This window comes from Mycobacterium sp. NTMscope_Eco_3 (assembly GCF_976985685.1).
Genome location: NZ_CDRJYZ010000001.1, coordinates 5,521,514 through 5,540,846, shown reverse-complemented (window position 1 = coordinate 5,540,846; position 19,333 = coordinate 5,521,514). Strand labels below are relative to the sequence as shown.

Below are 19,333 nucleotides of genomic sequence, written 5' to 3'. Positions count from 1 at the left end.
TCACAGCGAGGTGAACCGGGGGGTGGAAGGCGATTGATGGCCACGCATTCGTTCGGTCCGGGCTCACCGGCCGCGTCGAAGTCGTATTGCGGCTCGCCCGCGTGGAATCACAGCTACACCATCGCGGCGCTGCGCGCCGGATTGATCGCGTTGGCGCTACTGGCGGTGCTCGCGGTCATCGTCTTGTTCTGAACTGATCCGAGCGGGTATTCGCCTTGCGGCTCAACAAGGGTCATTCTTGCGGTGCGCGCGCTCATGGAGCAGGGTTGATAACGGCCGGCCGCCGTGAGGCGGCCCGCGCGACTGAGCGTCAAGACGATAATCGAAGAAAGGAACGCCGTGGCTGAATACACCCTGCCCGACTTGGACTGGGACTATGCAGCGTTGGAACCGCACATCTCAGGTCAGATCAACGAGATCCACCACAGTAAGCACCACGCCACCTACGTCAAAGGCGTGAACGACGCTCTGTCCAAGCTCGAAGAGGCCCGTGCCAACGAGGATCACGCTGCGATCTTCCTGAACGAAAAGAACCTGGCCTTTCACCTGGGCGGCCACGTCAACCACTCCATCTGGTGGAAGAACCTGTCGCCGGACGGTGGGGACAAGCCGACCGGCGAATTGGCCGCCGCGATCGACGACGCCTTCGGATCCTTCGACCGGTTCCGCGCGCAGTTCAGCGCGGCGGCCAACGGCCTGCAGGGGTCGGGCTGGGCGGTGCTGGGCTACGACACCCTCGGCAGCCGGCTGCTGACCTTCCAGCTCTACGACCAGCAGGCCAACGTTCCGCTGGGCATCATTCCGCTGCTGCAGGTCGACATGTGGGAGCACGCCTTCTACCTGCAGTACAAGAACGTCAAGGCGGACTACGTCAAGGCGTTCTGGAACGTGGTCAACTGGGCCGACGTGCAGAAGCGGTACGCCGCCGCGACCTCGAAAACCCAGGGCCTGATCTTCGGCTGACTTTCATTTCGATCGGCGGGGGCGTCGCGCGGATTGCGCGGCGCCCCAGTCGTTTGTCCGGCCCGAATCGGCCGGGTGTGAAGAGACCGTGTCGTGTTGCACGGCGCCTAATCCGCAGGCATTCTTAATTATTCGGACTACCAGTGTGGTTATTCCCAACGGAGGCGTCGCGCGGAGGTCGAGATGGAAACTGGGTCGGACCGACCTATCGGGGTTTCCCCGTTCCATTCCCGCGGCGCCCTGAAGGGGTTCCTGATCTCCGGACGTTGGCCGGACTCGACGAAAGAGTGGGCCCAACTCCTCATGGTCGCAGTCAGGATCGCGTCCTTGCCCGGATTGCTGTCCACCACAACGGTGTTCGGCGCCCGCGAGGAATTGCCCGACGAACCCGAGCCGGACACGGTCGGCCTGGTGCTGGCCGAGGGCACGGTTTTTGGTGAATCAGCTATCCAGCCGGGCTATTTCGCCGACCATCAACCCCCCGCGCTGCTCATGCTGCACCCGCCGTCGGAAACCACGCCGTCGCTGCCCGAATGCACGGGCGCGGCATCGGGATGCGTATTGCTGCCCGGATTGCCCTACCTCGGCCTGGAACACCGGGCGGCTTGGGTGGAAGCAGAAGCCGACGGCACCATCACCTCGATGGTGAGCCGGGTCGGCATCGACCCGATCAGCCATCCCGACACGGCAATCCTGGCGATGCTTCTCGCCGCATAGCGCCAACGCCGGGCACACCGCGGCGGCGCGAATCGCGATTCACCCTTCCGGTGGGGGCGTCGTCCTTCGCGCTCGCGGCGATGCGCGACCACCCCGGCCTCTCGACCGTCACGTCGGGCCGCGGTCACCGGTGGACGGGCCCCGGATGACCGCCACCTTGGCGGCGCCGGCTAAGTTAACGACCCCTCGACCATCGGTGTCCGCCAGGCGACCGACGGGTTTCGGCGCGTCCTCGACGGTCTCGTTTCGCGCCCGGCAGCAAATGACGTGCCAGATCGGGCCGGCGCGTGGGCCCGTTGCGGTGCGATCGCCCAGCACAGCTCGGGTGTTCACCGTGACTCCCGCGAGGCGGCCCGCCCGCCACTTCGGGACGGGTGTCCGATTCTGCGGATAACCTGTGAGTTCCGTAGATTTTGTGGACACCCCAGCGAATCAGTTAGACGCTCGTCAAGTGGGGAGTTGGTGAGCGTCAGCTGTGCCGTTCGGGAATCCTTCGGGGTTTGCACCTGGTTAGCCTTACCAAGCCTCGCTACCATGATCAGCAAATACACCTAGGTAATCGTTAGCTTCTACAGCCCAGTGGAGGTCATATCAATGAGCACGACGTTCGCTGCTCGCCTGAACCGCCTGTTCGACACGGTGTATCCGCCTGGACGCGGTGCGCACACCTCCGCGGAAGTGATCGCGGCGCTCAAGGCGGAGGGCATAACGATGTCGGCTCCGTACCTGTCCCAGCTGCGTTCCGGCAACCGCACCAACCCGTCCTCGGCGACGATGGCCGCCCTGGCCAACTTCTTCCGCATCAAGCCGGCCTACTTTACCGACGACGAGTACTACGAGAAGCTCGACAAGGAATTGTCGTGGCTGGCCACGGCGCGCGACGACAATGTGCGTCGCATCGCGATGCGCACGGCGGAGTTGTCCCCGGAGGCGCAGCGCGAGGTCATGGAGCGGGTCAACGAGCTGCGCCGCGCGGAGCACCTGGACGCCTAGCCGCCGCCCGGGCCTCACATCGACCGGCCGGGGCCCGGCGGCCAGCCCTGGGGAGCTGACGCCCGCCCGTTCCGATTAGGGTTGGCAAACGGATCGCGAACGCGACAGCGTGAGACGACGATTGCCAGCGAGATACCGGGAGGCGGCCGGGAATGGGCCTGTTCGGCAAGCGAAAGAGCCGCGCGACGCGTCGCGCCGAAGCCCGCGCGATCAAGGCCCGCGCGAAGCTCGAGGCCAAGCTGGCCGCCAAGAACGAGGTGCGGCGCGCCAAATCCGCGCAGCGGGCCGAGAACAAGGCGCTGCGGGCTCAGATCAAGGCGCAACGCGACAGCGACCGCAATGCGCTGAAAGTCGCTGAGGCCCAACTCAAGGCGGCCCGGGAGGGCAAGATCTTCTCTCCGGCACGGATCCGCCGTGTGCTCACGGTGGCGCGGCTGCTCGCGCCGATCCTCACCCCGGTGATCTACCGGTTGGCCGTCTCGGCGCGCGCGCTGATCGATCAGCGCCGCGCGGACCAGCTCGGGATCCCGCTGGCACAGATCGGCCAGTTCTCCGGACCCGGAGCCCAGCTGTCGGCTCGAATCGCCGGGGCGGAAAAGTCGCTGCGGACGGTGCAGGACAAGAAACCCAAGGACGCCGAGACCAAGGCGTTCGTGGCGGCCATCTCCGAGCGGCTCGCCGATCTGCCGGCGGCGATCACCGCCGCGGAGAATCTGCCCGCCGCCCGTCGTCGGGCGGCCCACGCCGCGATCTCGTCGCAGCTCGAAGGCATCGAGGCCGACCTGATGGCCCGCCTCGGGTTGAGCTGACCGACCGCACGAAAGGCAACCTCCTCCCATGTCCATCCACGGCAGGTGGATCTCGCGCATCCTGATCGCGGTCGGCGCCGTCGTCGTCCTGGCTTTCGGGTCGGCCCTGCAGACCCCGACCGCGTGGGCGCACGTCCACGCCAGCAGCGACAACGCGGTGCGCGGTGCCATGGCCCTCGTGACCTTCCAGGTGCCCAACGAGTCGAACACCGGGGCCGCCACCACCGCCCTGAGCGTCGCCCTCCCCGACGTCGCATCGGCGCGCACCGAAAGCATGCCGGGCTGGACCGCCAGGCTCGACCGTGACGCGGCATCCGGTGCCGTCCGCTCGGTGACCTGGACGGCCGCGCCCGGCGGGGGAATCGCCCCCGACCAATTCGCGCTGTTCCGGTTGTCGGTGAAGCTGCCGGACACCGACACCGTCAGCTTCCCGGCCACCCAGTCCTACGCCGACGGGACCGTCGTGAAATGGGATCAGGCGCCGGTGCCCGACGGCGGCGAGCCGGAACACCCGGCGCCCATGCTCACCCTGGCCGCGGCGGCACCCCACCACCATCACGCGACGCCCAACCCGGTGACCGAACCCGCGCGGCCCCACGCGGCCGACAACACCGCGCGGTGGCTGGGTGGCGCCGCGCTGGTGGTCGCGGCGCTGGGTGTCGCGATCGCCGTGATCCGCCGACGCCCATGAAACGGCTGGCGGTCGGCGCGAGCGTCAGCGCCCTGTTGGCGGTTGCCCTGCTCACCGCCCCGGTGGCGTCGGCGCACGCCACGCGGGTGGCCACCGACCCCGCGGCCAATGCGGTGCTGGCGTCCGGCCCGCAGCGGGTCAGCGCGACCTTCAACGAGCAGTTGCAGCCCACGTTCGCCGCGATGACGGTGGTCGGGCCGGACGGCAATGTGTGGTCCTCCGGAGAGCCCACCGTGGCGGGTGCGGTGGTCAGCGTCGCCCTGCGGCCGCTGGGACCGTCCGGGACGTACACGGTGAACTACCGGGTGACCTCCGCGGACGGCCACGTGGTGTCGGGGTCCTGGTCGTTTCAGCTCACGGTGTCCGGAACCGGTACGCCCGGGCCGCCCGCCGCCGGCGGCGGTGACGGCGGTGTCGTCCCCGTCTGGCCGTTCGTGGCGGCCGCGGTGGCGCTCGTTGCGGGCGGCGCGTGGTGGGCGGTGCGGCACAGGCGGTGATCGAGCCGCCGGGACGGGTGCTGGCATGATGGGGTCGAGATCCCTGAGCTAGGGAAGCGACGACAGAGGAAGCTCAAGGAGCGGCCGCATGGCAGACCCGCAGGACCCCACCGACAGCGCGCCCGACGGCGCCGGCAATCCGCCGGAAAAGAAACCGCCCGCCAAGGCGGCGAAAAAGACCGCGAAGGCGCCGGCCAAGAAGGCACCTGCGAAAAAGGCGCCCGCCAAGAAAGCGCCCGCGAAGAAGGCGCCGGTTCAGAAAGCCGAACCCACACCCCCGAAACCGCCCGAGTCGCCATCCGGCGTGCAGCAGCGAGCGGAAACCAACGGCGACCTCACGGCCGCCGCCAAAGACGCTGCGGCACAGGCGAAGTCCACCGTGGAAGCCGCCAACAACCCGGTCTCGCCCGCCGCCGCGGGCCCCGCGGTGGCGCAATCCCCGGTGCCGCTGATCGTGGCGCTGGCCGTCAGCCTGCTGGCCATCCTGCTCATCCGCCAGCTGCGCCGGCGCTGAGTGCGCGGGCGGCTAACGTGTCAGAAGTGACGGTGTCGTTCCAACCGACCGCCGACCTCGTCGACAGCATCGGTCCCGACGTGCGCAGCTGCGATACCCAGTTCCGCCAGCTCGGCGGGCGGGCCGACTTCGCGGGGCCGATCAGCACCGTGCGCTGCTTTCAAGACAACGCGCTGCTCAAGTCGGTGCTCTCGGAGCCGGGTGACGGCGGCATCTTGGTGATCGACGGCGGCGGCTCGCTGCACACCGCGCTGGTCGGCGACGTCATCGCCGAGCTCGCCCGCTCCAACGGCTGGGCCGGGCTCATCGTCAACGGCGCGGTGCGGGACTCCGCCGCGCTGCGGGGGATGGACATCGGCATCAAGGCGTTGGGCACCAATCCCCGCAAGAGCACCAAGACCGGCGCCGGGGAACGCGACGTCGAAGTCGCCCTGGGCGGTGTGACGTTCGTGCCGGGCGAGATCGCCTACAGCGACGACGACGGGATCGTCGTCGTCGCCGCGGACCGCTAAACCGCTACCGGCGCACGCTTTTTCGCGAACTCCAGACCCTCGTCGTCGACCTTGCCGCGCCGGATCGTGCGCATGTCGACGAAGTAGTTCTGCTTGAGCCGCCACGGCGCCCGCGACCCCGACTTGGGCAGCAGGTGCATCGAACGCCGGAAGTAGCCGGGGGTGAAGTCCATGAACGGCAGCTCGTCGACCGCGTCGCCCGGGTGCTGCGGCTCGACGAAGTCAAAGCCCTTGGCGTCCATGTAGTTCAGCAAGCGGCAGACGAATTCGGAGACCAGGTCGGCCTTCAGCGTCCAGGACGCGTTCGTGTAGCCGAAGGTGATCGCGAAGTTGGGCACGCCGGAGAACATCAGGCCCTTGTAGGTCATCAACGAGGTCAGGTCGATGTCCTCGCCGTTGCGGGTCGGCTTCACCCCGCCCAGCAACTGCATGTTCAATCCCGTTGCGGTGACGATGATGTCGGCCGCCAACTCCTCACCCGAGGTGAGCTTGATGCCGGTCTCGGTGAACCGGTCGATGGTGTCGGTCACGACGTCGGCCTTGCCATGCCGGATCGTCCGGAAGAAGTCTCCGTCGGGCGCCAGGCACAGCCGCTCGTCCCAGACGTTGTAGCGCGGCCCGAAGTGCTTCTCGACGTCGTAGCCCTGCGGCAGGCGCCGCTGCGCCATCGTCATCAACGTCTTGCGCATGTAGGCCGGGGCCTTGCGGGACAGCTGGTACTGGAAGGTGCTGAACGCGATGGCTTTCCAGCGGTTGGCCATGTGCGCGAGGCGCTCGGGCAGCAGCCGGTTGGCCTTCTCGGCGAAGGGATCGACCCCGGGCAGCGACCCGATGTAGGTCGGCGAGCGCTGCAGCATCGTCACGTGCCCCGCGCCCGAGTTCACCAGGGCGGGAATCAGGGTGATCGCGGTCGCACCGGATCCGATGACGACGATGCGCTTGCCCGCGTAGTCGAGGTCCTCGGGCCAGTGCTGCGGATGCACGATGGTGCCGCCGAAGTCGTCCGAGCCTTCGAACGTGGGCGAGAACCCCTCGTCGTAGTTGTAGTAGCCGGTGCAGGCGAACAGGAACGAACAGGTCATCTCGCTCGTGCCGCCGTCGTTCTCGACGGTCAGCGTCCAGCGGTTGTCGGCGTCGGACCAGTCGGCGGCCACCACCCGGTGGTTGTAGCGGATGTGCGACTCGATGCGGTTCTCGACCGCGGCCTCCTTGATGTAGGCCTTGATCGACGCGCCGTCGGCGATCGACTTCGCCGAACGCCAGGGCTTGAACCGGAAGCCGAGGGTGAACATGTCCGAGTCGGATCGGATGCCCGGGTACTTGAAGAGGTCCCAGGTGCCGCCGAGGTCGGCGCGGCGCTCCAGGATGGCGTAGCTCTTGGTCGGGCAGCGTTCCTGCAGGTGCCAGGCCGCGCTCACGCCGGAGATGCCGGCGCCCACGATGAGGACGTCAAGGTGCTCAGTCATACGGCCACGTTATCAACACCGTGTTGAATCGGTCAACACCGTGTCGAAACTCTCGACGCCGTGTAAAGTAGCGGCCGTGACTACCGTCGGTTCCGCCCGCACCCACCGGGGCAGGCGCTCGGCGCGCCCGTCCGGCGACGACCGTGAACTGGCCATTTTGACCACCGCCGAACGGTTGCTGCAGGAACGCGCGCTCGCCGACATCTCCGTCGACGACCTCGCCAAGGGGGCCGGGCTGTCCCGGCCGACGTTCTACTTCTATTTCCCGTCCAAGGACGCGGTGCTGTTCACCCTGTTCGAGCGGGTGATCATGGAGGCAGACTCCGCGCTGGAGTCGCTGGTCGCCAGCCCGCCCGCCGACCTGAAAGCGTTGTGGCGCATCGGGATCAACGTGTTCGTCGAGACCTTCGGCACACATCGCGCGGTGTCGCTGGCCGCCGATGCCGCGCGCACCAACAAGGACGTCGGCGAACTGTGGTCACGCTTCATGCAGAAATGGGTCGACCACATCACCACCGTGATCGAAGCCGAGCGCGCCCGCGGCGCGGCGCCGGTGACACTGCCGGCGCGCAACCTGTCCGCGGCACTGAACCTGCTCAACGAAAAGGTCATGCTCAGCGCGTTCGCCGACGGGCGACCGTCGGTGCCCAGCGAGCAACTGCTCGACACGCTGGTACACATCTGGGTCAGCAGCGTGTACGGCGAGGCCTGCTGAAACGAGCTTGTCGGCGCCTCGTGCGAACATATGTTCGTGCGGTGCGATGCGTCCATCCTGCACGCGGACCTGGATTCCTTCTACGCGTCCGTCGAACAGCGCGACGACCCGACCCTGCGCGGCCGCCCGGTGATCGTCGGCGGCGGGGTGGTGCTGGCCGCGAGCTACGAGGCCAAGGCCTACGGCGTGCGCACGGCCATGGGCGGGGCGCAGGCGCGGCGGCTGTGCCCGGCCGCCGTGGTGGTGCCGCCGCGGATGAGCGCCTACAGCCGCGCCAGTGACGCCGTCTTCGAGGTGTTCCGTGATTGCACCCCGATCGTGGAGGCGCTGTCGGTGGACGAGGCCTTCCTCGACGTCGGCGGGCTGCGCCGGGCCAGGGGCACGCCGGTGGCGATCGCCGAGCGGTTGCGCGCCGACGTGCGCGAGCGGGTCGGGCTGCCGATCACCGTCGGGATCGCTCGGACGAAGTTCCTCGCCAAGGTCGCCAGCCAGGAGGCCAAGCCCGACGGGCTGCTGCTGGTGCCGCCCGATCAGGAGCTGACGTTTCTGCGGCCGCTGCCGGTGCGGCGGCTGTGGGGCGTGGGCGCGGTGACGGCCGAGAAGCTGCACGCGCACGGCATCGTGACCGTCGCCGACGTCGCCGAGCTCAGCGAGTCGACGCTCGGCTCGATGGTGGGCGGCGCGATGGGCCGTCAGCTGTATGCGCTGTCCCGCAACATCGACCGTCGGCGAGTCACCACCGGCGTTCGCCGCCGCTCCGTCGGCGCCCAGCGGGCGCTGGGCCGCTCCGGTAACACTATGTCGCCCAACGAGATCGACGCCGTGGTGGTCAACTTGATCGACCGCATCACCGGCCGCATGCGCGCGGCCGGGCGCACCGGGCGCACGGTGGTGCTGCGGCTGCGCTTCGACGACTTCACCCGCGCGACCCGGTCACACACCCTGCCGTGGGCCACGTCGTCCACGACCCCCATCCTGGCCGCCGCCCGGCGGCTGGTCGCGGGCGCCGCGCCGATGATCGCGCAACGCGGCCTGACGCTGGTCGGCTTCGCGGTGTCGGGCATCGACCGCAGCGGCGCCCAGCAGCTGATGCTGCCGTTCGGCGACTCGAACCGCCGCACGGCCGGCGACGACATCGACGCGGCCATCGACCGGGTGCGGGATCGGTACGGCAAGTCCGCCCTGACGCCCGCGGTTTTGGTCGGCCGCGATCCGGGCTTCGAGATGCCGCACCTGCCCGACTGACGGGTTGTCGGTGTTTTCACTAATAATTCAATTATTCTTTGCCACATGCCTTTTCGATGATTTGAGGTTGATTTGAATCAGCCTCGCGACGCCGCCTGTGCGGCGGCCCGCTTGTTAGGTTGGCGAAAACCCGACCTCGAAAGTGAGCAACTGAATCCGATGCCGCCGCACCAATCCCGCGACACCGGCCTGCCCCGCGAGGGTCTCCTGCTCGGTTACAGCGCGTTACTCGCCCTATCCGCGGGCTTCGTCAACGCCGTGGCGCTGCTGATCTTGGCGGTGCCCGTCGGCAATCTGACCGGGATCACCACCCAGCTGGGCATGAACACGGCCAACCCCTGGCTGTACGAAGGCCACGTGCTCGGCGCGATCTTTCTGGGCTTCCTGATGGGAGCGACCATAGCGGGGGCGATCCTCGCACCCACCGATGCTCTTGCGGGCCCGCGCCACGCCGCCGTGCTCTTCCTCGAGGCAGGCTTGCTCGTGCTTGCCGCGGTCGGGGTCGAGGAGACCGCCGTCAGGGCACAGGTCGACGCCCTGGGCATCGAGCAGACCGCGGTGCAGGCGCTGTTCGCCGCCGCGGCGCTCGGCCTGCAAAACGGGATGACATCGAGCTTTCGCGGAATGGCGATCCGCACCACGCACTTCACCGGAACCATTACCGACCTCGGGCTGATCCTCGGTCGCAGCCGGATACACGGAATCAAGAACTGGAAAACGGCGATACTGGCGACCACCCTGGTGTTATTCCTCGGCGGCGGCGTGGCCGGGATCATGTTCGGGGCTCAGTTGGGGGGTTACGCGTTGCTCATCCCGGCCGCGATTTGCGCGACCGTCGGCGCCGCCAACCTGCTGCAGGGCGCCGGCCGCAGGGACGCACCGGTTCCCGAGCGCGCCGAACCGGTGCAGGTCTGAGTGGCGTCTCAATTCGCGCCGGTCCACTCCAGCAGCCGCTCGGCCGGCCAGGTGTTCACGATGCGGTCGGCGGGAACCCCCGCATCCAGCGCCCGCTGGGCGCCGTAACCGAGGAAGTCCAGTTGGCCGGGCGCGTGGGCGTCGGTGTCGATGCTGAACACGCAACCGATCTCCAGCGCCAGGTTGAGCAGGCGGGTCGGCGGGTCGCGCCGTTCGGGCCGCGAGTTGATCTCCACGGCGGTGCCGGACTCGCGGCAGGCCGTGAACACGGCCTCGGTGTCGAACTTGGACTCCGGCCGGATGCCGCGGTTTCCGGACACCAGCCGACCGGTGCAGTGGCCGAGCACGTCGGCGTGCGGGTTTTCGACCGCGCGCACCATGCGCCGGGTCATCGCGGCCGAATCCATCGACAACTTGGAGTGCACGCTGGCCACCACGACGTCGAGGCGTTCCAGCAGTTCGGGTTCCTGGTCCAGGCTGCCGTCGTCGAGGATGTCGACCTCGATCCCGGTGAGGATGCGCATCGGCGCGAACTTCTCCCGCAGCCGGTCGATCACGTCGAGCTGCTTGCGTAACCGCTCCGGCGACAGACCGTTGGCGATGGTCAGCCGCGGCGAATGGTCGGTCAGCGCACAGTATTCGTGGCCCAGCGCCGCCGCCGCGGCCATCATCTCGTCGATGGGCGCCGAGCCGTCCGACCAGTTGGAGTGCAGGTGCAGATCGCCGCGCAGGGCGGCACGAATGTCACCGCCACCGAGATCTTGTGCGGTGGAACGCAATTCGACCAGCAGGTCGGGTTCTCGGCCGGACCACGCCTGGTCGATGACCTTGGCGGTTTTGGGGCCGATTCCCGGCAGCGACTGCCAGCTGTTGGCCTGACCGTGGCGTTCCCGCGCCGCGTCGTCGAGGCCCTCGATGATGTCGGCCGCGTTGCGGTAAGCCATCACGCGTCGGGGGTCGTGACGGCTCCGGTCCTTGTAGTAGGCGATCTGCCGCAGGGCCGCTACCGGATCCATGACTCCAGTGTGCCCCGCGGTGGCTACAGCAGTTGGCCGACGACGAACCCGGCGAGCAGCACACCGAACCCGCCGATCTCGCCGACGATGAGTGCGGCCATCGCCAGTTCGGTGCGCCGGTCGGCGTTTTCGAACTGGTTGACGGTGTCGCGCCGGGCCCCGTGGGTGATGTAGGCGGCGATGGCCGCCACGAAGAAGAAGACGACGACCCCCGCCGCCACCAGGTTCACCCACACCGGCCAGGCGCTCAGTTGCACGAAGACGGCGAGCAGCAGCGTCGCGAACGAATACAGCAGCGCCGCGCGGTGCGCGATGTCGACGTAGGGATGCGCAAGGTGATTCTCGGAGGTCATCATCCCGCGGTATTTCCAGATGCCGAGCACGAGCGCGAGCAGAAAGATCAGGCCCGCCGCCAGCAGGGTGACCTTGGTGTCGATTCCCAAGGAGCAACAAGGACAGTTCATAGCGTGGCTGAGTTTAGTTGCCCTTCATAAACGACGACTAACGTCGTCGGCATGCGTTTCGCGTTCAAGACTTCCCCGCAGAACACCACCTGGGCACAGATGCTGGCCGTCTGGCAGGCGGCCGACGACATCGACGTCTACGAGTCCGGGTGGACGTTCGACCACTTCTATCCCATCTTTTCCGACAGCAGCGGGCCCTGCCTGGAGGGTTGGACGACGCTGACGGCGCTGGCGCAGGCCACCACCCGGTTGCGGCTGGGCACCCTGGTCACCGGCATCCACTACCGCCACCCCGCGGTGCTGGCCAACATGGCGGCCGCCCTCGACATCATTTCGAACGGGCGACTCGAGCTGGGGATCGGCGCCGGCTGGAACGAAGAGGAATCCGGCGCCTACGGCATCGAGCTGGGCAGCATCAAGGAACGCTTCGACCGCTTCGAGGAGGCGTGCGAGGTGCTGACCAGCCTTTTGACCGCCGACTGCACCGATTTTCAAGGCAGGTTCTACCAGCTCAAGGGCGCCCGCAACGAGCCCAAGGGGCCGCAGCGCCCGCACCCCCCGATCTGCATCGGCGGCAGCGGAGAGAAGCGCACCCTGCGGATCACCGCCCGCTACGCCCAGCACTGGAACTTCGTCGGCGGTCCGCCCGACGTTTTCGCGCACAAGCGTGACGTCCTCGCCGCGCACTGCGCGGACATCGGTCGCGATCCGAAGGAGATCACGCTCTCGGCCCACCTGCGCCTGGAGCCGGATCTCGACTACGGGAAGGTTGTCGAGGACGCGGCGGGACTCGCCGCCGAAGGGCTCGACCTCGGGATCGTCTATCTGCCCCCGCCGCACGACCCTGCCGTGCTGGAACCGCTCGCCGAGGCGATCCGCGACTCGGGGTTGCTGGACCGATAACACCGATTGTGGGGGCAGCCCGCGGTGCTCAGGCGAAAAATCCCGGCGCCGGCCGTCGAGCAAACCCGCCGAGCGCCCTCGGGCGAGTCGGCTGGGCGCTCACGCGCCGAAGAGCAGCAGATCCTGGGCGGTTACCAGCCGCTCGTGCTTGGCGGGGAACTCGCGACTTTTTACCGGGTGACGCAACCATGACCAGGCCATTCGCCCCATCCGCGTCCGGGGTACTGGGTGGATATGCACAAGAACCACTCCTGCGATCGGTCCGTCCATCCGGGAAACAGTGTGACCCCCCTGTGAGCGGGCTCACAGAGGATTATTAGACACCCGCCGCCTGGCAAACTGAAGCAGACGCGCCGAACGAACCCGGCCGTGTTTCTGGTGTGGCTGGTGTTACTACTGAAGCGGTACCGCGGTGGGCTTGATGGGCGCCGGCAGCGCGGTGGAACCCATCATGAAGCGGTCGGCCGCGGCCGCGGCCGCCCTGCCCTCAGCAATCGCCCAGACGATCAATGACTGGCCGCGACCCATGTCCCCGGCTACGAAGACGCCCGGAACCGACGTCTCGAAGTCGGCGCCGCGCGCGACGTTGCCGCGCTCGGTGAGCTTGACCCCGAGTTCGGTGAGCAGCCCCTCCTTCTCGGGCCCCACGAATCCCATCGCCAGCAACACCAGATCGGCCTCGAGTTCGAACTCGGAACCCTCCACCTTGACGAACTTGCCGTCCTCCATGGTGACCTCGTGCGCCTTGAGCGCCTTCACGCGACCGTCGTGGCCGACGAACTCCTCGGTGTTGACGGAGAACACCCGCTCGCCGCCCTCTTCGTGCGCCGCGGAGACCCGGTACATCAGCGGGTAGGTCGGCCACGGGGTGGACGGGGCGCGCGTCTCGGGTGGGCGCGGCATGATCTCGAACTGGTGCACCTCGGTGGCGCCCTGCCGGTGCACGGTGCCCAGGCAGTCGGCGCCGGTGTCACCGCCGCCGATGATGATGACCTTCTTGCCTTTGGCGGTCAGCGGCGGTTGCCCGTCGGCATCCACCTCGCCCTCGCCGAGGTCGCCCGACGCCTGCCGGTTGCCCCAGGGCAGGAACTCCATCGCCTGGTGGATGCCATCCAATTCCCGTCCGGGAACGGGCAGATCGCGCCAGGCGGTCGCACCGCCGGCCAGCACCACCGCGTCGAAGTCGGAGCGCAGCTGCTCGGCGGTGATGTCGACCCCGACGTTGACGCCCGCCCGGAATTCGGTTCCCTCGGCCCGCATTTGGTCCAGCCGGCGATCGAGGACGCGCTTCTCCATCTTGAATTCCGGGATGCCGTAGCGCAGCAGCCCGCCGATACGGTCGGCCCGCTCGAAGACGGTGACGCTGTGGCCCGCGCGGGTCAGCTGCTGGGCGGCGGCCAGGCCCGCGGGTCCGGAACCGACAACGGCGACCTTCTTCCCGGTCAGCTTCTCCGGCGGCAACGGCCGCACCCAGCCCTCGTCGAAGGCCTTGTCGATGATCTCCAGCTCGATCTGCTTGATCGTCACCGGATCCTGGTTGATGCCGAGCACACAGGCCGGCTCACAGGGCGCCGGGCACAACCGACCGGTGAAGTCCGGGAAGTTGTTGGTGGCGTGTAGCCGTTCGATCGCCGCCTGCCACTGGTCCCTGCGGACCAGGTCATTCCACTCCGGAATCAGGTTGCCCAGCGGGCAACCGTTGTGACAGAACGGAATACCGCAGTCCATGCAACGGGTCGCCTGCTCGCGCAGGGTCTCGTTGTCGAATTCCTCGTAGACCTCACGCCAGTCGCGCAACCGCAGCGGGACGGGCCGGCGCTTCGGCAATTCCCGGTGCGTGTATTTCAGGAAGCCGCTCGGATCAGCCATGGGCGGCCGCCATGATCGCCTTGTCGACATCGGCGCCGTCGCGTTCCGCGTCGGCGATGGCCTGCAGCACCCGCTTGTAGTCGCGCGGCATCACCTTGGCGAAATGCCGCCGCTGTTGCGGCCAGTCACCCAGAATGCGCTGGCCCACAGCGGAGTCGGTGGCATCCACGTGTGCCTGGATCATGCCTTGCAACCACTCGTTGTCATCGTCATCCAAGCTCTCGAGCTCGACCATCTCTTCGTTGAGATTTCCTGGCAATTCGCCGTGCGGGTCGTAGATGTACGCCACACCGCCGGACATGCCGGCCGCGAAGTTGCGGCCGGTGCGTCCGAGGACGACGACCTTGCCGCCGGTCATGTATTCACACCCGTGGTCCCCGACGCCCTCGACGACGGCGTGCGCCCCGGAGTTGCGGACCGCGAATCGTTCGCCGACGACACCGCGCAGGTACGCCTCGCCGCTGGTGGCGCCGAACAGGATGACGTTGCCGCCGATGATGTTGTCCTCGGCCACGTAGTCCTGCGGCGCGTCGTCCGACGGCCGGACCACGATCCGGCCACCGGACAGACCCTTGCCGACGTAGTCGTTGGCGTCGCCGTAGACGCGCAAGGTGATGCCGCGCGGGACGAACGCGCCGAAGCTGTTGCCCGCCGAACCGTCGAAGGTGATGTCGATGGTCCCGTCCGGCAACCCTTGCCCGCCATAGGCTTTGGTGACCTCATGGCCGAGCATGGTGCCCACCGTGCGGTTGACGTTGCTGATCGTGGTGGAGAAGCGCACCGGCTTGCCGGAATCCAGCGCCTCGCGGCTCATCACGATCAACTGCTGGTCGAGCGCCTTGTCCAGGCCGTGGTCCTGACGCGAGGTGCAGTACAGGTCCTGGTTCATGAACGCCGACTCCGGCTCGTGCAGGACCGGGTCCAGGTCGAGCCGGTGCGCCTTCCAGTGGGCGCGCGCCAGCGTGGTGTCCAACGCCTTGACCTGGCCGACGGCCTCGTTGAGGGTGCGGAATCCCAACTGCGCCATGTATTCGCGGACTTCTTCGGCGATGAACATGAAGAAGTTCTCGACGAACTCGGGCTTGCCGGTGAAACGTTCGCGCAGCACCGGGTTCTGGGTGGCCACGCCGACGGGGCAGGTGTCGAGGTGGCAGACGCGCATCATGATGCAGCCGGACACCACCAACGGCGCGGTGGCGAAGCCGAATTCCTCGGCGCCGAGCAGCGCCGCGATCATCACGTCGCGACCCGTCTTGAGCTGGCCGTCGACCTGGACCACGATCCGGTCGCGTAACCCGTTGAGCAGCAACGTCTGCTGCGTCTCGGCCAGCCCCAGCTCCCAGGGCGCCCCGGCGTGCTTCATCGAGGTCATCGGGGTCGCACCGGTGCCGCCGTCGTGCCCGGAGATCAGGACCACATCGGCGTGGGCCTTGGACACACCCGCGGCCACCGTGCCGACGCCGTTCTCGGAGACCAGCTTGACGTGCACGCGCGCCGCCGGGTTGGCGTTCTTCAGGTCGTGGATCAGCTGGGCTAGATCCTCGATGGAGTAGATGTCGTGGTGCGGCGGCGGCGAGATCAGGCCGACACCGGGGGTGGAATGGCGGACTTCGGCAACCCACGGGTACACCTTGTGCCCCGGAAGCTGGCCTCCCTCACCGGGTTTCGCACCCTGCGCCATCTTGATCTGGATGTCGGTGCAGTTGGTCAGGTAATGCGAGGTGACACCGAACCGGCCGGAGGCGACCTGCTTGATCGCGCTGCGCCGCCAGGCCCCGTCGGGGTCGCGGTCGAAGCGCTTGACGTCCTCGCCGCCCTCGCCGCTGTTGGACCGTCCGCCCAACCGGTTCATGGCGATGGCCAGCGTCTCGTGCGCCTCCGCCGAGATCGAGCCGTAGCTCATCGCCCCGGTGGAGAAGCGTTTGACGATTTCGCTGGCGGGCTCGACCTCTTCGAGCGGGATCGGTTGCCGCACACCGGCGCGGAACTTGAGCAGGCCGCGCAGGGACGCCATGCGCTCGCTCTGGTCGTCGACCAGGCGGGTGTAGTCCTTGAACACCTTGTACTGGCCGGTGCGCGTCGCGTGCTGCAGCTTGAAGACGGTCTCCGGGTTGAACAGGTGGTACTCGCCCTCGCGGCGCCACTGGTATTCCCCGCCCACCTCGAGCTCGCGGTGGGCGCGTTCGCCCGGACGGTCCAGGTAGGCCAGCGCGTGGCGGGCGGCGACGTCGGCGGCGATGTCGTCGAGCGTGATCCCGCCGATGGGACAGCTCAAGCCGGTGAAGTATTCGCTGAGCACATCCTCGGAAATCCCGACCGCCTGGAACAACTGCGCACCGGTGTAGGAGGCCAGCGTCGAAATGCCCATCTTGGACATCACTTTCAGCACACCCTTGCCGGCGGCCTTGATGTAGTTGTTCAGCGCCGTCTTGCGGTCGATGCCCTCGATGACACCCCGGTCGAGCATGTCCTCGATCGACTCGAACGCCAGGTACGGGTTGATCGCCGCGGCGCCGAAGCTGACCAGCGCCGCCATGTGGTGCACCTCGCGGGCGTCACCGGTCTCCACCACCAGGCCGACGTGGGTGCGGGTCCGGTCGCGCACCAGGTGGTGGTGCACCCCCGCCACCGCGAGCAGCGACGGAATGGGCGCCATCTGTTCGTCGGATTCGCGGTCGGACAAGATGATCACTCGTGCGCCGTCGGCGATCGCCGCCGACGCCTGCGCCCGCACGTCCTCGAGGGCGGCGGCCAGCCCGGCGCCCCCTTCGGCCACCGGGTACAGACAGCGAATCACCTTGGAACGCATGCCATGCGGGCGGCCGTTGACCTCGTCATCGGGGTTGAGGTTGATCAGCTTCGCCAGCTCTCGATTGCGCAGGATCGGCTGCGGCAGCGCGATCTGGTGACACGACAGCTCGGTCGGCGTCAGCAGGTCGCGCTCGCCGCCGGTGGTGCCCTGCAGGCTGGTCACCACCTCCTCACGGATGGCGTCCAGCGGCGGGTTGGTCACCTGCGCGAAGAGCTGCTGGAAGTAGTCGTAGAGGATCCGGGGTCGCTGCGAGAGCACCGCGACCGGGGTGTCGGTGCCCATCGACCCGATCGGTTCGGCGCCGCTGCGCACCATCGGCGCCACCAGCAGGCTGAGTTCCTCATAGGTGTAGCCGAATGTCTGCTGGCGCTTGACCAGTCGGTCATGCGGCATCCGCTTGTAGTGGCCCTGCGGCAGGTCGTCGAGGGGGACCAGATTCTTGTCCAGCCACTCCTGATAGGGGTGTTCGGCGGCCAGCTCCGCTTTGATCTCCTCGTCGGAGACGATGCGGCCCTGGGCGGTGTCCACCAGGAACATGCGGCCGGGCTGCAGCCGCATCCGGCGCACCACCTTGGCCGGGTCCAGGTCCAGCACGCCGGCCTCGGACGCCATCACCACCAACCCGTCTTCGGTGACCCAGATCCGCGAGGGGCGCAAGCCATTACGGTCGAGCACCGCGCCGATGATGGTGCCGTCGGTGAAGGTGATCGACGCCGGCCCGTCCCACGGCTCCATCAGGGAGGCGTGGTAGCGGTAGAACGCGCGGCGCGCGGGGTCCATCGACTCGTTGCGCTCCCACGCCTCGGGGATCATCATCAGCACGGCGTGCGCCAGGCTGCGCCCACCCAGGTGGAGCAGCTCGAGCGCCTCGTCGAAGCGCGCGGTGTCGGAGGCGCCCGGGGTGCAGATCGGGAACAACTTCTCGACGTCGGCTTCCGAGCCGAAGACGTCGGTCTTGATCAACGCCTCGCGGGCCCGCATCCAATTCTCGTTGCCGGTGACGGTGTTGATCTCGCCGTTGTGGGCGACGCGGCGGAACGGATGCGCCAGCGGCCACGACGGAAAAGTGTTGGTGGAGAACCGGGAGTGCACGATTCCCAGCGCGCTGGTAAGCCGATTGTCTTGCAGGTCAAGGTAAAACGCCTTGAGCTGCGGGGTGGTCAGCATGCCCTTGTACACCAGGGTCTGGCCCGAAAGGATTGGGAAGTAAACGGTTTCGCGGCCGGGGCCGTCCTGGCCCGGGCCCTTGGTGCCCAGCTCGTGCTCGGCGCGCTTGCGGACCACGTAGGCGCGGCGCTCCAGCGTCATGCCGGATTCCCCCGCCATGAACACCTGCCGGAAGGTGGGCATGGCGTCGCGGGAGAGCGCACCCAGCGACGAGTCGTCGGTGGGGACGTTGCGCCAGCCCAGCACGGTCAGGCCCTCGGCTTCGGCGATCTTCTCCACCGCGGCACATGCGGTCGCGGCGTCCTTGGACGATTGCGGCAAGAAGGCGATGCCGGTGGCGTAGCTGCCCGCCGGCGGCAACTCGAAGTCCACGACTTCGCGCAGGAAGGCATCGGGGACCTGGAGCATGATGCCGGCACCGTCGCCGCTGCGCGGCTCGGCGCCCTGGGCACCCCGGTGTTCGAGGTTGAGCAGCGCGGTGATTGCCTTATCGACGATGTCGCGGCTGCGACGGCCGTGCATATCGACGACCATGGCTACCCCGCACGCGTCGTGCTCGAACGCGGGGTTGTATAACCCGACGCGCTTGGGCGTCATATGCACCTGACCCTTCACCTGAACGTTCTGCGCGGCCGTTAGCAGCGGCCCCGATGAGGTCGCACCCGGACGTTGCGGGCTAAAACCCCTTCGGTCTTGTCTCGATAGGCTGTGCCCCAGGCGGAGATGATCCTGTTCGGGATGTCCGTGCAGCTCTGAACGGTGGCCTGGAACCGGTCTCGACAAGTCGTAAAACGATATGACAATACCCGCCTGACATGCCAACTTCGTCAAGTCTAAACCGTCGGCGGGCACCCTCATAAATTTCGCGGTCGCCGCGGATCGGCCATAGCCCGACGCCGCCGTTCGGGGCCGTGATTTGCCGCCGTCGCGGGGCCTCGCCCGGCATATCACCGCCCCGGGGCCGCCGCCCGTGATTAGTTTGCTGGAGGCACTTTCAGGCGCGGCGGCCGGGGCGCCGCGGGCGGGGATGAACGTGCTCAGCGCCGGGCTCGCGGGGGCGCAACG

At 67.8% G+C, this 19,333-nt stretch carries 18 protein-coding genes; 13 read left to right on the top strand and 5 right to left on the bottom strand.

Going from position 1 to position 19,333, the window contains the following annotated elements; all coding sequences use genetic code 11:
- The first annotated feature begins 36 nt into the window (after nt 1-36).
- The 9 genes from AC0KTM_RS25835 (at nt 37) to rraA (ending at nt 5,696) form a co-directional block, all read left to right on the top strand.
- The gene (locus tag AC0KTM_RS25835; RefSeq protein WP_008262955.1) at nt 37-192 is read left to right on the top strand and encodes a hypothetical protein; all 156 of its coding nucleotides are present in this window, start codon (nt 37-39) and stop codon (nt 190-192) included.
- 147 nt (nt 193-339) lie between these two features.
- Complete coding sequence (locus tag AC0KTM_RS25830; RefSeq protein ID WP_008262954.1) at nt 340-963, top strand: superoxide dismutase; 624 nt, start codon at nt 340-342, stop codon at nt 961-963.
- Nucleotides 964-1,146: 183 nt separating this feature from the next.
- On the top strand, nt 1,147-1,680 hold the full coding sequence (locus tag AC0KTM_RS25825; RefSeq protein WP_225329641.1) for a peptidase: 534 nt from the start codon (nt 1,147-1,149) through the stop codon (nt 1,678-1,680).
- A 594-nt stretch (nt 1,681-2,274) separates the two neighbouring features.
- Nucleotides 2,275-2,673, top strand: a complete 399-nt coding sequence (locus AC0KTM_RS25820; RefSeq protein WP_008262950.1) for a secretion protein EspR — start codon at nt 2,275-2,277, stop codon at nt 2,671-2,673.
- 152 nt (nt 2,674-2,825) lie between these two features.
- Nucleotides 2,826-3,482, top strand: a complete 657-nt coding sequence (locus tag AC0KTM_RS25815) for a DUF6474 family protein (RefSeq protein WP_225329642.1) — start codon at nt 2,826-2,828, stop codon at nt 3,480-3,482.
- A 28-nt stretch (nt 3,483-3,510) separates the two neighbouring features.
- Nucleotides 3,511-4,173, top strand: coding sequence for a YcnI family copper-binding membrane protein (locus AC0KTM_RS25810; protein WP_472417047.1), 663 nt, complete (start codon nt 3,511-3,513; stop codon nt 4,171-4,173).
- The gene (locus AC0KTM_RS25805; RefSeq protein WP_472417046.1) at nt 4,170-4,670 is read left to right on the top strand and encodes a copper resistance CopC family protein; all 501 of its coding nucleotides are present in this window, start codon (nt 4,170-4,172) and stop codon (nt 4,668-4,670) included. The genes AC0KTM_RS25810 and AC0KTM_RS25805 overlap by 4 nt, the downstream gene beginning before the upstream one ends.
- A gap of 88 nt (nt 4,671-4,758) precedes the next feature.
- On the top strand, nt 4,759-5,184 hold the full coding sequence (locus tag AC0KTM_RS25800; RefSeq protein WP_472417044.1) for an Rv3852 family protein: 426 nt from the start codon (nt 4,759-4,761) through the stop codon (nt 5,182-5,184).
- Nucleotides 5,185-5,210: 26 nt separating this feature from the next.
- Complete coding sequence (gene rraA, locus AC0KTM_RS25795) at nt 5,211-5,696, top strand: ribonuclease E activity regulator RraA (protein WP_472417042.1); 486 nt, start codon at nt 5,211-5,213, stop codon at nt 5,694-5,696.
- Here the strand turns inward: rraA and AC0KTM_RS25790 are convergent.
- The gene (locus AC0KTM_RS25790; RefSeq protein WP_472417040.1) at nt 5,693-7,162 is read right to left on the bottom strand and encodes a flavin-containing monooxygenase; all 1,470 of its coding nucleotides are present in this window, start codon (nt 7,160-7,162) and stop codon (nt 5,693-5,695) included. The two genes, rraA and AC0KTM_RS25790, sit on opposite strands and share 4 nt — an antisense overlap.
- Before the next feature lie 76 nt (nt 7,163-7,238).
- Here AC0KTM_RS25790 and AC0KTM_RS25785 point away from each other — a divergent pair, with 76 nt between their 5' ends.
- From AC0KTM_RS25785 to AC0KTM_RS25775, 3 genes are all read left to right on the top strand, one after another.
- Entirely contained in the window at nt 7,239-7,877 is a 639-nt protein-coding gene (locus AC0KTM_RS25785) for a TetR/AcrR family transcriptional regulator (RefSeq protein ID WP_225329647.1), read from the top strand.
- Between the two features lie 30 nt (nt 7,878-7,907).
- The gene (dinB, locus tag AC0KTM_RS25780; RefSeq protein ID WP_472417038.1) at nt 7,908-9,122 is read left to right on the top strand and encodes a DNA polymerase IV; all 1,215 of its coding nucleotides are present in this window, start codon (nt 7,908-7,910) and stop codon (nt 9,120-9,122) included.
- A gap of 159 nt (nt 9,123-9,281) precedes the next feature.
- A complete protein-coding gene (locus tag AC0KTM_RS25775; RefSeq protein ID WP_472417036.1) occupies nt 9,282-10,037 on the top strand; it encodes a YoaK family protein in 756 nt (251 codons plus the stop codon).
- 8 nt (nt 10,038-10,045) lie between these two features.
- Here AC0KTM_RS25775 and AC0KTM_RS25770 read toward each other — a convergent pair whose 3' ends face one another.
- On the bottom strand, nt 10,046-11,053 hold the full coding sequence (locus tag AC0KTM_RS25770; RefSeq protein WP_472417034.1) for a PHP domain-containing protein: 1,008 nt from the start codon (nt 11,051-11,053) through the stop codon (nt 10,046-10,048).
- Nucleotides 11,054-11,076: 23 nt separating this feature from the next.
- The gene (locus AC0KTM_RS25765; RefSeq protein WP_225329651.1) at nt 11,077-11,517 is read right to left on the bottom strand and encodes a hypothetical protein; all 441 of its coding nucleotides are present in this window, start codon (nt 11,515-11,517) and stop codon (nt 11,077-11,079) included.
- A 51-nt stretch (nt 11,518-11,568) separates the two neighbouring features.
- Here AC0KTM_RS25765 and AC0KTM_RS25760 point away from each other — a divergent pair, with 51 nt between their 5' ends.
- A complete protein-coding gene (locus AC0KTM_RS25760) occupies nt 11,569-12,420 on the top strand; it encodes an LLM class F420-dependent oxidoreductase (RefSeq protein WP_238955497.1) in 852 nt (283 codons plus the stop codon).
- Between the two features lie 393 nt (nt 12,421-12,813).
- Here the strand turns inward: AC0KTM_RS25760 and AC0KTM_RS25755 are convergent, their stop codons facing one another.
- Nucleotides 12,814-14,289, bottom strand: coding sequence for a glutamate synthase subunit beta (locus AC0KTM_RS25755; RefSeq protein WP_238955495.1), 1,476 nt, complete (start codon nt 14,287-14,289; stop codon nt 12,814-12,816).
- Nucleotides 14,282-18,865 carry a glutamate synthase large subunit gene (gene gltB / locus AC0KTM_RS25750; protein ID WP_472417033.1) on the bottom strand — a complete coding sequence of 1,528 codons (4,584 nt, stop codon included), beginning with the start codon at nt 18,863-18,865 and terminating at the stop codon, nt 14,282-14,284. The genes AC0KTM_RS25755 and gltB overlap by 8 nt, the downstream gene beginning before the upstream one ends.
- Nucleotides 18,866-19,333: the final 468 nt, after the last annotated feature.

Excerpts from the sequence above, each read along its gene's own strand:
- AC0KTM_RS25820 (WP_008262950.1), top strand. The coding sequence starts at position 2,275 with ATGAGCACGACGTTCGCTGCTCGCCTGAACCGCCTGTTCGACACGGTG.
- AC0KTM_RS25815 (WP_225329642.1), top strand. The coding sequence starts at position 2,826 with ATGGGCCTGTTCGGCAAGCGAAAGAGCCGCGCGACGCGTCGCGCCGAA.
- AC0KTM_RS25835 (WP_008262955.1), top strand. The coding sequence starts at position 37 with ATGGCCACGCATTCGTTCGGTCCGGGCTCACCGGCCGCGTCGAAGTCG.
- AC0KTM_RS25775 (WP_472417036.1), top strand. The coding sequence starts at position 9,282 with ATGCCGCCGCACCAATCCCGCGACACCGGCCTGCCCCGCGAGGGTCTC.
- AC0KTM_RS25790 (WP_472417040.1), bottom strand. The coding sequence starts at position 7,162 with ATGACTGAGCACCTTGACGTCCTCATCGTGGGCGCCGGCATCTCCGGC.
- gltB (WP_472417033.1), bottom strand. The coding sequence starts at position 18,865 with ATGACGCCCAAGCGCGTCGGGTTATACAACCCCGCGTTCGAGCACGAC.
- AC0KTM_RS25805 (WP_472417046.1), top strand. The coding sequence starts at position 4,170 with ATGAAACGGCTGGCGGTCGGCGCGAGCGTCAGCGCCCTGTTGGCGGTT.
- AC0KTM_RS25770 (WP_472417034.1), bottom strand. The coding sequence starts at position 11,053 with ATGGATCCGGTAGCGGCCCTGCGGCAGATCGCCTACTACAAGGACCGG.
- AC0KTM_RS25800 (WP_472417044.1), top strand. The coding sequence starts at position 4,759 with ATGGCAGACCCGCAGGACCCCACCGACAGCGCGCCCGACGGCGCCGGC.
- AC0KTM_RS25825 (WP_225329641.1), top strand. The coding sequence starts at position 1,147 with ATGGAAACTGGGTCGGACCGACCTATCGGGGTTTCCCCGTTCCATTCC.
- AC0KTM_RS25755 (WP_238955495.1), bottom strand. The coding sequence starts at position 14,289 with ATGGCTGATCCGAGCGGCTTCCTGAAATACACGCACCGGGAATTGCCG.
- AC0KTM_RS25760 (WP_238955497.1), top strand. The coding sequence starts at position 11,569 with ATGCGTTTCGCGTTCAAGACTTCCCCGCAGAACACCACCTGGGCACAG.
- AC0KTM_RS25810 (WP_472417047.1), top strand. The coding sequence starts at position 3,511 with ATGTCCATCCACGGCAGGTGGATCTCGCGCATCCTGATCGCGGTCGGC.
- dinB (WP_472417038.1), top strand. The coding sequence starts at position 7,908 with ATGTTCGTGCGGTGCGATGCGTCCATCCTGCACGCGGACCTGGATTCC.
- AC0KTM_RS25765 (WP_225329651.1), bottom strand. The coding sequence starts at position 11,517 with ATGAACTGTCCTTGTTGCTCCTTGGGAATCGACACCAAGGTCACCCTG.